This window comes from Sphingomonas sp. NCPPB 2930 (assembly GCF_042867205.1).
Classification (GTDB): domain Bacteria; phylum Pseudomonadota; class Alphaproteobacteria; order Sphingomonadales; family Sphingomonadaceae; genus Sphingomonas.
Genome location: NZ_JBHZQU010000003.1, coordinates 162,586 through 175,165 on the forward strand (window position 1 = coordinate 162,586; position 12,580 = coordinate 175,165).

9 protein-coding genes are annotated in these 12,580 nt (G+C 66.4%); 6 read left to right on the plus strand and 3 right to left on the minus strand.

Annotated features, from left to right (window positions below; genetic code table 11):
- Nucleotides 1–3: 3 nt before the first annotated feature.
- Complete coding sequence (locus tag ACFX59_RS05820; RefSeq protein ID WP_387430520.1) at nucleotides 4–366, minus strand: hypothetical protein; 363 nt, start codon at nucleotides 364–366, stop codon at nucleotides 4–6.
- Nucleotides 363–2,726, minus strand: a complete 2,364-nt coding sequence (gene glf, locus ACFX59_RS05825) for a UDP-galactopyranose mutase (RefSeq protein WP_387430522.1) — start codon at nucleotides 2,724–2,726, stop codon at nucleotides 363–365. The genes ACFX59_RS05820 and glf overlap by 4 nt, the downstream gene beginning before the upstream one ends.
- Before the next feature lie 145 nt (nucleotides 2,727–2,871).
- Between glf and ACFX59_RS05830 the strand changes: the two genes are divergently transcribed.
- The 6 genes from ACFX59_RS05830 (at nucleotide 2,872) to eat (ending at nucleotide 10,866) form a co-directional block, all read left to right on the plus strand.
- Nucleotides 2,872–4,692: a dTDP-4-dehydrorhamnose reductase gene (locus ACFX59_RS05830; protein WP_387430524.1), complete on the plus strand. Its 1,821-nt coding sequence runs from the start codon at nucleotides 2,872–2,874 to the stop codon at nucleotides 4,690–4,692.
- Between the two features lie 66 nt (nucleotides 4,693–4,758).
- Nucleotides 4,759–6,711 (plus strand): PAS domain S-box protein, encoded by a 1,953-nt coding sequence (locus tag ACFX59_RS05835; protein WP_387430526.1) that lies wholly within the window; start codon nucleotides 4,759–4,761, stop codon nucleotides 6,709–6,711.
- Nucleotides 6,674–7,036: a response regulator gene (locus tag ACFX59_RS05840; RefSeq protein ID WP_309695103.1), complete on the plus strand. Its 363-nt coding sequence runs from the start codon at nucleotides 6,674–6,676 to the stop codon at nucleotides 7,034–7,036. Before ACFX59_RS05835 ends, ACFX59_RS05840 begins: the two co-directional genes overlap by 38 nt.
- A gap of 214 nt (nucleotides 7,037–7,250) precedes the next feature.
- Complete coding sequence (locus ACFX59_RS05845; RefSeq protein WP_387430528.1) at nucleotides 7,251–8,660, plus strand: ethanolamine ammonia-lyase subunit EutB; 1,410 nt, start codon at nucleotides 7,251–7,253, stop codon at nucleotides 8,658–8,660.
- Nucleotides 8,657–9,460, plus strand: a complete 804-nt coding sequence (gene eutC / locus ACFX59_RS05850) for an ethanolamine ammonia-lyase subunit EutC (protein ID WP_387430530.1) — start codon at nucleotides 8,657–8,659, stop codon at nucleotides 9,458–9,460. Before ACFX59_RS05845 ends, eutC begins: the two co-directional genes overlap by 4 nt.
- A gap of 14 nt (nucleotides 9,461–9,474) precedes the next feature.
- Nucleotides 9,475–10,866, plus strand: coding sequence for an ethanolamine permease (eat, locus tag ACFX59_RS05855; protein WP_387430532.1), 1,392 nt, complete (start codon nucleotides 9,475–9,477; stop codon nucleotides 10,864–10,866).
- A 52-nt stretch (nucleotides 10,867–10,918) separates the two neighbouring features.
- Here eat and betA read toward each other — a convergent pair whose 3' ends face one another.
- A complete protein-coding gene (gene betA, locus ACFX59_RS05860; protein ID WP_387430534.1) occupies nucleotides 10,919–12,577 on the minus strand; it encodes a choline dehydrogenase in 1,659 nt (552 codons plus the stop codon).
- Between the last annotated feature and the right edge of the window lie 3 nt (nucleotides 12,578–12,580).

Here is a 12,580-nt window from a genome sequence, read left to right on the forward strand (position 1 = left end):
CGATCACGTCTGCTCCGCGACCCAGTCGGCCACCTGATAGGCGGCGAAGGGGGAAAACAGCACCGCGCCATCCTCTTGCCCTTCGACGTTGCGAGGCCCCATCACCGTCAGATAGGGCAGCGCCCGGTGGTTCAGCATCGCGATCAGTCGAGCCCGATCCTGCGAGGCTGCGGTGTCGAACAGGATGGCGGCACGGACGGGCTGCGTCGCCAGGACCTGCACGGCCTGCGATGGGTCCACCAACGGGCCGATCATCGAAATGCCACGCTCGCAGAGGACGCTCGCCACGTAATCGGTGACGAAGTTCGTCTCGGCCGCCAGCAGGACGACCGGTCTGACGGCTCCGTCCGCTCGCTGGTGGTTCATGCCGCGCTACGTCCCCCCGCCAGTGCGGCGACACCCGGCATCGCGGCCTCGTCCAGCATCGGCTTCAACCGGCGATAGGTCGCCAGCGCCTGCCCGACGACCTGATCCATATTGTAATAGCGATAGGTCGCCAGCCGCCCGACGAAACTGACATGCGGCTCGGCCAGGGCCAGCGCCTCATAGCGTCTGTAGAGCGCCTGGTTCTCGTCGCGGGGGATCGGGTAATAGGGATCGCCCGTCGCGCTGGGATATTCATAGGTCAGGCTGGTCTGCGGCGCGACCTGCCCGGTCAGATGCTTGTATTCGGTGATGCGCGTATAGGGGACGGCCTCGTCGGGATAGTTGACGACGGCGACGGGTTGATGCCGTTCCTCGTTCAGCGTCCGATGCTCGAAGCGAAGCGAGCGATAGGGCAGCCGACCGTAACGATAGCCGAAATACTCGTCGATCGGCCCGGTGAAGACCAGATGGTCGTGCGGATAGGCGTCGCGGACATCGGCATAGTCGACCCCCAGCAGCAGGTCGATATTGGGATGGTCGAGCATCGCCTCGAACATTCGGGTAAAGCCCTGCGCCGGCATCGCCTGATGGCGATCGCCGAAATAGCGGTCGTCGGTGCAGGTCCGCGTCGGCACCCGCGCGGTGACCGACTTGTCGAGTTCGGACGGGTCCATGCCCCATTGCTTGCGGGTATAGCCCTGGAAGAACGTCTCGTAGAGTTCGCGGCCGACCTTCGACACCACGACGTCGGCGGATGTGCGGATCGGATCGACCGGCTCGGCACGCGAGGCCAGGAACGCCTCGACCTCCGCATCGCTCGACAGGTCCAGCCCGTAGAGCGCGTTGAGCGTCGTGCGGTTGATCGGTATCGGCACCTGCTTGCCGCCGACATCGGCCAGCACGCGATGCTCATAGGGCCGCCAATCGGTGAAGCGCGACAGATAGTCGAATATCTCGCCCGAATTGGTATGGAAGATGTGCGGGCCATAGCGATGGACCAGGATGCCCGCCGCATCGTGATGGTCATAGGCATTGCCCGCGATATGCGACCGCCGGTCGACCACCAGCACGCGCTTGCCCCCATCGGCCGCCAGCCGCTCCGCCATCACCGCCCCGGCGAACCCCGCGCCGACGACCATCACGTCATAGCGATCATGCCGCGGCGGCCAGGTGACGGGGGAGACGATCGGCTCATGCCGGTTGCGCCCCGCCATCTCCGCCTTGATCAGCGCGGTCATCTCCAGTGCCGTGCTGCTCCACGAACCGCGTGAGAGCTGCCTGTCCGCCTCGTCGCGCCAGCCATTCCCTGCGGCCCGCAAGGTCATCGCCGCTTCGCAGGCGGCGACGAAGGCGGCGGGCGTATCGGCGATGGTCACGCCCGCCAGGGCGCCATAATGGCGCACGACATCGGTGATCGGCGTCGAGACGACCGGACACCCCGCCGCCAGATATTCCGGCGTCTTGGTCGGGCTGATGAACCGCGTCGCCTCGTTGATCGCGAAGGGCATCAGGGCGACGTCCCACCCGGCCATATAATCCGGCAGCGCGCTATAGGGCCGCCCGCCCAGATAATGGATGTTGGCGCGTCGCGGCAGGTCGGCTTCGTCGATCTTCACGACGGGGCCGATGACCACCAGCGACCATTCGGGATGGGCATCCGCCAGGGCGGCGAGCAGGGCGAGGTCCATCCGCTCGTCGACGACGCCGGCAAAGCCGAGCCGTGGATGCGGCAGCGACGCCTGATCCGCCGGTTCCCCGCCCCCCGACCGCGCGCGTCCGAAATGCGCCGCGTCGATGCTGGAGGGAAAGGCGTGGACATTGGAATGGCGGCTGCGCTTCGCCTCGTACAGGCTGGTTCCGCCGGTAAAGACCAGATCGGCCCGCTCGATCAGCCGCTGCTCCCGCTCGAGCAGCTGTGGCGGCGCGCCCTTGAAGGCCGAGAGTTCGTCCATGCAGTCATAGACGATGCACGCCGCCGGGACATGGTCCGAAAAGGGCAGCATCATCGGCGTGTAATACCAGCGAATGACCGGGCCGTTCACACTCTCCAGCTCGGTATCGAGCAAAGCCGCCAGCGCCTCGTCCTCCCGGCCTTGCAAGGCCGCGTCGAGTTGCGGGGTCAGCACCACCACGCCGCTTTCCGGGCATGTCCGGCGATGCAGTTCGGATGGGCCGGGCCGATATTCGGGTTCCTCCCAGAACAACACATCCTGCGTTGCTGCGAAGCGCGTCATCAGATGCTGCGGCCGTTGGAAGACGAAGGCCCAGCGAAGATGGCTAAAGCAGATCAGCGTCGATCGCGGGCGGCGGTGGTAAAGGCTATTTGAGCCATGGGCGGCGCTCGACAGCTGGGCGGTCACGGAAGCTCCTTCTAGGTCTCTGTTACAAAACAGAAACATCCCGCCGCTTCGCCACGTTCCGTCTAACCTACTGTATATAAATGCAAATCAGTCAGTTTCCCGGAACGCCCGCAACGCCGGTCCGTTGGGCCCAGGGGAGACAGCGATGGATGGCCTGGAACTTTGGGGTGGCGTGGAATGCACCGTCAATCGCACCGCCACGGGCTATCGCGATCAGATCCGCCTGAGCGGGCATCACGACCGGATCACCGATCTCGACCTGTTTGCCGGCCTGGGCCTGTCGGCGATCCGCTACCCCGTCTTGTGGGAACGCGTGATGGCGGACGGCCAGACGCCCGACTGGTCGTGGACCGACGAGCGGCTGGCGCGGCTGCGTTCGCTGAGTGTCAGGCCCATTGCCGGGCTGGTCCATCATGGCAGCGGCCCGCCCCATACCCATTTGCTCGACGACGGGTTCGCCACCGGCCTTGGTGACTATGCGCGGCAGGTGGCGGAACGTTATCCGTGGATCGAGGACTGGACCCCGGTCAACGAACCGCTGACCACGGCGCGCTTCTCCGCCCTATACGGCCATTGGTATCCCCATGCGCGCGACGAAGGGGCATTCTGGCTGGCGCTGCTCAACCAGATCGACGGCACGCGGGCCGCGATGCGGGCCATTCGCCGGGTGAACCCGGCGGCCCGATTGATCCAGACCGACGATCTCGGCCGCACCTATGCCACCCTGGTCCTGCGCGAACAGGCGGCGTTCGACAATCTGCGCCGCTGGGCCGGATGGGACCTGCTGTTCGGGCATGTCACCCCGCATCACCCTTTATGGGAAAGGATCAACGGCTTCGGGTTCGGCGACCGGCTGCGGCGCATCGCCGACGCCCCCTGCCCGCCCGACATCGTCGGGGTGAACCATTATCTGACCAGCGACCGGTTTCTCGACCACCGGTTGCAGCGCTATCCGCCGCGCAGCCATGGCGGCAATGCCCGCCGCGCCTATGCCGATGTCGAGGCCATACGCGTCCTCGATCCCCCGCCCCCCGGACTGGCCGGGGCCCTTCGCGAAGCCTGGGACCGTTACGGCGTCCCCCTGGCGGTGACGGAGGTGCATAATGGCTGCACACGCGAGGAGCAGTTGCGATGGGCGGCGGAGGCCTGGGACGGCTGCGCCCTGCTCCGGCGGGAAGGCGTCGATATCCGGGCCGTCACGGCGTGGTCGCTGCTGGGCTCGCAGGACTGGGATCGCCTGTTGACCGCGCCCGGCACCTATGAATCGGGTATATTCGACATATCCGGCGGCACGCCGCGCCCGACCGCCCTGGCGTCGCTGTGGAAAGGACTTCCCGCCGCCGCCGAACGCCATCCGGTCGCCCGCGCGCCGGGGTGGTGGCGGCGTCAGGATCGGCTCGTCTATCCGGCGATCCCCCATCCCATCAGGACGCCACCCTCGCACGCAGCGCCCGCCGATCCGGTTCTGCTGATCTGGAGCAGCGACGAGGCTCTGGCCCAGAGCTGGTCGCAGATGTGCAAGAAGCGCGGCATCGCCCATCAATTGGCTAAATGCGAAGCGCATGGAGGAGACATCGCCGCGATGCTGGATCATATCCGGCCATGGGGTCTGGTGCATGCCGACGCCCCGAGCACAGCCGATGCGATCGGACTGGCGCGGGCCTGTGAGAGCAGAGGGATAGCGAGCCTCCACCTCATCCCCGCGCCTGACGGTCACGCCCCGCATGAAACCTTACGAGCCGCAGAAGACGACATCCCACCGTCGTTCCCCGCCAGCGCCTTGCTCATCCCCTGGGAAGGGAGAGCCTCGATCGCAGACCTTGCGCGAATGGATATCGCGCTGGACCTGCTGATCGACGGCCGGGGCGGCCTGCACGATCCCATCCGATCCGCGGCATCGGAGCCCCCCGAAACCGCACGACACGCCGCCGCTATGGGAGCTTTTGGCGACGCCGCTCAAATTTGAGCGAACGGCATCCCTCCTCCGGTATTTCTCAATTCCCCGATCATCACCCCATCGCCGGAGATTTTCATGCCGAAGATCAGAGAGATGATGAAGCGGCAACAGGTGCTTGCCGATTTCGGCGATTTCGCCATCCGCTCGGAGGATCTCGACGCGGTCCTGACCGAGGCCTGCCGCCTGGTGGCGAAGGCACTGGGTACGGACCGCGCCAAGGTCCTCGAAATTCAGGAGGAACGACAGCAACTCTTCGTCCGCGCCGGTGTCGGCTGGGCGAAGGATGTCGTCGGGCATGTCCACCTGTCGATGACGGAGGCCTCATCCGAAACCTACTCGATCAATGCCGGCGAACCCGTGGTTTCCCAGGACATTAGCAAGGAAGACAGGTTCGTCATCCCCGCATTCATGAAAGAGGCCGGAGTCGTCGCGCTGGTCAACGTACCCATATTGGTACCGGGCAGACGCCCCTATGGCGTCCTTCAGGTCGATGCGACCGGCCCGCGCACATTCGGCGACAACGAAATCCAGTTCCTGCGGACCTATGCGACCATATTGGGCCCGGTGATCGACCGGCTCCGCAAGGTGGATCGACTCCATGCCAGCGAAGAACGCTTCCGCCGCATCGTCGAAACCGTCCAGGACTATGCCATCTTCACGACCGATGCCGAGGATCGCATCGACAACTGGTTTCCGGGTGCCGAGGCCGTCTTCGGCTGGACCGCCGACGAGGCGGTGGGGCAGCTCGGCAGCATCGCCTTTACTCCCGAGGACCGGGCGGCGGGAGAGGACAAGCGGGAGATCGAAACCGCGCGTCGCGACGGCTATGCCGCCAATATCCGCTGGCACCTGCGCAAGGACGAACGACGGATCTTCATCGAGGGGGCCGTGTGGGCGCTTCTCGACGAGGGCGGCACGGCTCGCGGCTTCGTCAAGGTCGGTCAGGACGTGACCCAGCGCAAGCGTGCCGAGACGGCCCTGCGCGAAAGCGAGGAGCGGCTTCGCAGCGCGGTCGAAGTCGGTCAGCTGGGGTTATGGGACTGGAACGTCACCACCGGAGAAGTCCACTGGTCCGACGAGCATTTCCGCATGGAAGGCTATGATGTCGGAGAGGTGACCCCCAGCTATGAAGCCTGGTCGTCGCGCATCCATCCCGAGGATCGCGCACGGACCGAGGCGGCGCTTCACCAGGCCATGGAACGGCAGGAGGAATTCGCCCATGAGTTTCGGGTCGTCCATCCGGACCACTCGGTCCATTGGCTGTCCGGTCGGGGCAAATTCGATCATGATGCCGCCGGTTGCCCGATCCGCATGGTGGGTGCGATGGTGGAGACCACCGATCGCCGCGAATGGGAGGAGCGCCAGCAGATCCTGGTCAAGGAATTGCAGCATCGCACCTTCAACCTGATGGGCATGGTGCGCTCGATGGCCGATGCGACCATCCGGTCTAGCGTCGACCTGAAGGACTTCCGCGCCAAATTCCGCGACAGGATCGAGGCACTGGCCAGGGCGCAACGTCTGTTGTCGCAATTGCGCGACGACGAACGGGTGACCTTCGGCGACCTCATCCAGGCGGAGCTGGACGCGACCGGCGCGCTCGATGCCGCCCGTCCGCGCGTCACGCTGGACGGCCCGCACGACGTCCCCCTGCGCTCCGGCACGGTGCAGACCTTCGCGATGGCGCTGCACGAGCTGACGACGAACGCGGTCAAATATGGCGCGCTCAGCCAACCGGGCGCGCATCTTGCCGTTCGCTGGCGGGTCGAGGACGGCGCGAACGGGGAACCGTGGCTGCACGTCGACTGGCGGGAAAGCGGCGTGACCATGCCCCCCGATGGCCAGGCGCCGGGCGGCACCGGCCAGGGTCGCACCCTGATCGAAAAAGCGCTGCCTTATCAATTACAAGCGGAGACGACTTACGTTATGGCGGCAGATGGAATTCACTGCTCCATTGCTCTGCCGGTATCCAACCGGAGCCCATTGGAGTCGCATGATGCCTCTCACCAATCGCCGGATCCTGATCGTTGAGGACGAATATATGCTGGCCCAGGATCTCCAGCTGGAACTGGAAGAGGCCGGCGCCATCGTCATAGGCCCCGAAGCCTCGGTCCCCTCCGCCCTGTCCCGCATCGAACAGGAAGACCGGATCGACGCCGTGATCCTGGACGTCAATCTGGGCGGGCAATTCGCGTTCCCCGTGGCCGACGCCCTGACCGCGCGGCACATCCCGTTCATATTCGCCAGCGGGTATGAGGACGACGTCGTGAAGAGCCGCTATCCCGACGTCGTCAACTGCGCCAAGCCGTTCGTTGCCAGACAGCTCCTACATTCGCTGGAGAATGTCCTGCCCTGACCTTCCGGGCCCATTTGCGCCGTCGAGGCTGACGGGTGGCGCGATCGCACATGGGGGCATGGACCCGATGGACTTGATCCGGATCACGTTGCATGATCCGGAAAGCGCGGGGGTGAAGAGCGGGGGCGCGACCTCGCCAGCGGCGCCAGGGGCGGATTTGACAGAGCTCGCATCGTTCCGGCGTGGCATCCGGCACGGCGGTCAGGAGGTCGGATTGGCGTATTCCTCGAATGTCGGCGGCCAGCACTTCGTCTTTCGCGATCTCAAACACGTCCTGGCCTGCGCATCGCCGCTGCGCTCCGGCGACGAACTGGCCGGTATCGCCGCGGAAAGCGCGGCGCAGCGCATGGCGGCCCGGTTCGTCCTGGCCGATCTCCCGCTCGACCGGTTTCTGCACGAAGCGCTGGTCCCCTATGAGGAGGACGAGGTCACCCGCCTCATCATCGACGGGCATGACGCCTCCGCCTTCGCGCCGCTCGCGCATCTGACCGTCGGGGGCTTTCGGGACTGGCTGCTGTCCGAACAGGCGGACACGGCCATGCTGGCGGCGGTCGCGGGTGGCCTGACCCCGGAAATGGTCGCCGCCGTATCCAAGCTGATGCGCAACCAGGATCTGATCGCGGTGGCGCGCAAGGTCCGCGTCGTCACCGCCTTTCGCTCGACGATCGGCCTGCCGGGGCGATTGTCGACGCGGTTGCAGCCCAATCATCCGACGGACGATCGCCATGGCATCGCCGCGAGCGTGTTCGACGGGCTGTTGTTCGGAGTCGGCGACGCGACGATCGGCATCAACCCGGCGACCGACAACGTGCCCAACGCGATCGACCTGATGAAGATGCTGGACGATCTGCGCCAGCGCTACGACATCCCGACGCAGACCTGCGTGCTGACCCATGTCACCAACACGATCGACATCATGGCGCGCGGCGCCCCGGTCGATCTCGTCTTTCAATCCGTGGCGGGCAGCGAGGCGGCCAATCGCGGTTTCGGCATCGACCTGGCCATCCTGCGCGAGGCGCACGACGCCGCGCGGTCGCTGCGTCGCGGGACGGTCGGCGATAATGCGATGTATTTCGAGACGGGACAGGGCGCGGCCCTCTCGGCCGACGCGCATCACGGCGTCGACCAGCAGACGATGGAGACACGCGCCTATGCGGTCGCCCGCGCCTTCGACCCGTTGCTGGTCAACACCGTCGTAGGCTTCATCGGCCCCGAATATCTCTACGACGGCAAGCAGATCATCCGGGCCGGGTTGGAGGATCATTTCTGCGGAAAGCTGCTCGGCCTGCCGATGGGATGCGACGTCTGCTACACCAACCATGCCGAGGCGGATCAGGACGATATGGACGTCCTGATGACGGTGCTGACCCATGCGGGCTGCACCTTCCTGATCATGGTGCCCGGCGCCGACGACATCATGCTCAACTATCAGAGCCTGGCCTATCACGACATGCTGTACCTCCGCTCCGTCCTGGGCGTCCGCGCCGCGCCGGAGTTCGAGGCGTGGCTCGACCGCATGGACATGCTCGCCCCCGACGGCACGATCCGCGCCATCGGCCCGGACCAGTCCCGGCTGCGGGCATTGGCGGACATGGGGGCGGATATGGGGGCAGCGCGGCCATGAGCGAGGATCGCGACCGTCCCCTGATCGAAGACGCCAAGCCGCGCGATCCATGGACGATCCTTCGCCGGGCGACCAAGGCCCGTATCGGCCTGGGCCGCTCGGGCAACGCCATTCCGATGGACGAGGTCCTCCGCTTCCAGGCGGCCCATGCCATGGCGCGCGACGCGGTGCATGCCATGCTCGATGTCGCCGCGCTGGAGCGGGACCTCGCGCCGCTGGCCGCAATCGCCGTTGCCAGCATGGCCCCGGACCGGGCGACCTATTTGCGACGGCCGGACATGGGACGCCTGCTGGCGCCGGACGATGCGGAGCGGCTGACGACCCTGCGCGGCCCCTTCGACATCGTGTTCGTGGTCGGGGACGGCCTGTCCTCCACCGCGGTACAGCGGCACGCCGCGCCGATCATCCATGCTTGCCGTCAGGCTCTGCCCGAGCTGTCGATCGCGCCGGTCGTCATCGCGCGACAGGCCCGCGTGGCCATCGCCGACCCGATCGGGGCAGCGCTCGGCGCACACCTCAGCGTCATCCTGATCGGCGAGCGACCGGGCCTGACCGTCTCGGACAGCCTGGGCCTGTACCTCACGCACGACCCGCGTCCGGGGCGGCGGGATTCGGAGCGCAACTGTATCTCCAACGTCCACCGGCATGGCGGCCAGAGCTATGAGCAGGCGGCCCGGACGCTGGCATGGCTGGCGCGCGAGGCGTTGCGCCGGTCGCTTTCGGGGGTCGCGCTGAAAGAGGGGCAGAATGCGGACACCCTGGAATCCCAGGGGACCATGCCGCGCATCGCAGGCGAATAATCGTAAGGGGGCTTATGACGCACGGGGCAGACACGCATCTCAAGAAATCGCTGAACGCCTTCCACCTCTGGGGCATTGCCGTCGGCCTGGTCATATCGGGGGAATATTTCGGCTGGAGCTATGGCTGGGCGACGGCCGGGACGCTGGGCTTCCTTGCCGTCACCGCGATCGTCGCGGCGATGTACATCGCCTTCATCTTTTCGTTCACCGAATTGACGACCGCCATTCCGCAGGCTGGCGGCCCCTTCGCCTATGCCTATCGCGCCTTCGGCCCCTGGGGCGGCGCGATCGCCGGTTTCGCCACGCTGATCGAGTTCGTGTTCGCCCCGCCCGCCATCTCGCTTGCGATCGGCGCTTATCTCGCCGTGCAGTTTCCGTCGCTCGATCCCAGGACGGCAGCACTGGGGGCCTATGCGATCTTCGTCGCGCTGAACATCGTCGGGGTCGGGATCGCGGCGACCTTCGAGCTGTTCGTGACGATCCTGGCGGTGGGCGAATTGCTGGTCTTCATGAACGTGGTCGCGCCGATCTTCTCGCTCGACCATTTCGTCGCCGGGGGCTGGGCGGGCAGCGATACGCCCACGCTGCGATCACTCGGCGGCATGTTCGCCGCCATCCCCTTCGCGATCTGGTTCTTCCTGGCGATCGAGGGCGTGGCGATGGCCGCCGAGGAGGCCAAGGAGCCGCGCCGGACGATACCGATCGCCTATGTCACGGGCATAGTGACGCTGACCGCGCTGGCCTTCGGCGTCATGATCCTGGCGGGCGGGTCGGGCGACTGGAAGTCCCTGTCCAACCTGAACGACCCGCTGCCCCAGGCGATGCGGCGGGCGGTGGGGGATTCCAGCGGCTGGCTGCACATGCTGGTCTGGCTGGGTCTGTTCGGCCTCGTCGCCTCGTTCCACGGCATCATCATGGGCTATGCCCGCCAGATGTTCGCCCTGGCGCGCGCGGGATATCTCCCGGCCGCGCTGGGGCGCCTGCATCCCCGGTTCCGGACGCCGCATATCGCCACGATCGCCGGTGCGGCGATCGGCATATTGACGATCTATAGCGACGGCTGGATTCGCTTCGGCGGGCAGCCCCTAACCGCCAGCGTCGTGACGCTGTCGGTCTTCGGCGCCCTGACCATGTACATCATGTCGATGCTGTCGCTGTTCCGGCTGCGGCGGCGCGAGCCCGACCTCGTCCGGCCCTATCGCGCACCTGGCTTCCCGGTCGTGCCCGGCTTTGCTCTGGGCATGGCGGCGGTCGCGGCCGTGGCGATGGTCTATTACAACGCGGCGATCGCGATGCTGTTCGTCACGGTCATGCTGATCGCCGTGCTGCTGTCGGTCCGGCTGCGCGCGACGGCGTCACGCGACCATGGAAACCGGACGGACATGGTCGCCGCCAGCGACGCGTGACGGACCTCCCGGTGCCGCGACATGGGCGCGGCACCGGTTGCCTCGCCGCGGCCTATCGCTGCCGCGTCTCCCACCCCTCGGCGCGGTAATAGTCCGCGTTCGAGGAGGGCAGCATCGGGCGGCCCAGGATATGGTCGGCCGCCTTTTCGCCGATCATGATCGTCGGCGCGTTGAGATTGCCGGTCGTGATCGACGGCATCACCGAGGAATCGACCACCCGCAGCCCCTCGATCCCGTGTACCCGCAGCGCCGGGTCGACCACCGCCATGGGATCGGACGCCGCGCCCATCGCGCAGCTGCACGAGGGATGATAGGCGCTTTCGACATGGCTGCGGACGAATGCGTCGATCGCCTCGTCGTCCATGACCGCCGCGCCGGGCTGGATTTCGCGCCCTGCGAAGGGCGCCATCGTCGGTTGTGCGAAAATCTCGCGCGTCAACCGGACACAGGCCCGCATCTCCACCCAGTCGTCCGGATGGCTCATATAGTTGAAGCGGATCGAGGGCTTTTCCGCCGGATCGGCGCTGCGCAGGCGGACATGGCCGCGGCTCTTAGACCGCATCGGTCCGACATGCGCCTGGAACCCATGGCCCGTCGCGAGCGACGATCCGTCATAGCTGACCGCCAGCGGCAGGAAATGATATTGGATGTCGGGATAGGCGATGCCCGCGCGGCTGCGGATGAAGCCGCAGCTCTCGAAATGGTTGGTCGCGCCGAGGCCCTTCTTGCCGAGCAGCCATTGCGCGCCGATCAGCGCCTTTCGCAGCGGATTCATCGCAGGGTACAAGGTGATCGGCTGCTTGGATTCGATCTGGAAATAGAATTCCAGATGGTCCTGCAAATTCTCCCCCACGCCGGGCAGGTCATGGACCGGGGAGATGCCGTGCGATGCCAGTTCCGCCGCCGGACCAATGCCCGACAGCTTCAGCAGTTGCGGCGAATTGATCGGCCCGCCCGCCAGGATCACCTCGCGCCGGGCATGGACCGTCGTCTCCACCCCGCCGCGACGATAGACGATCCCGGTCGCCCGACGCCCCTCCAGCACGATGCGGGTCGCCAGCGCATGGGTCACGACCGTCAGGTTCGGGCGGCGCATGGCGGGCTTCAGATAGGCATTGGCCGCGCTCCAGCGGCGTCCGCGATGGACGGTCATGTCCATCCGCCCGAACCCTTCCTGCTGACGGCCGTTGATGTCGGCGGTCTCGGGATAGCCCGCCTCGCGCGCCGCATCGATGAAGGCCCGGTACAGCGGGTTGGCCAGGCGGCCATAGCTGGTATGGAGCGGCCCGGAATCGCCGCGCCACGCATCGCCGCCCTCCTCCCGCGTCTCCGCACGCCGGAAATAGGGCAGGACATCGCGATAGCCCCAGCCCGTCGCGCCCTCCGCCTCCCATCGGTCGAAATCCGCCGGATTGCCGCGCACATAGACCATGCCGTTGATCGAGGACGACCCGCCGAGCACCTTCCCGCGCGGGGTATGCAGCCGCCGTCCGTCCAGATGCGGCTCGGGCTCCGTCTCATAGCGCCAATTGTACCGCGCCATGTTCATCGGGATCGACAGCGCGCTGGGCATCTGGATGAAGACCGAGCGGTCGGACCCGCCCTGCTCCAGCACCAGCACCGAATGGCGCCCCCCCTCGGTCAGCCGCGCGGCCAGCACGCACCCGGCCGAGCCCGCGCCAACGATGATGTAATCGAAGCTGTCGGTCATCGC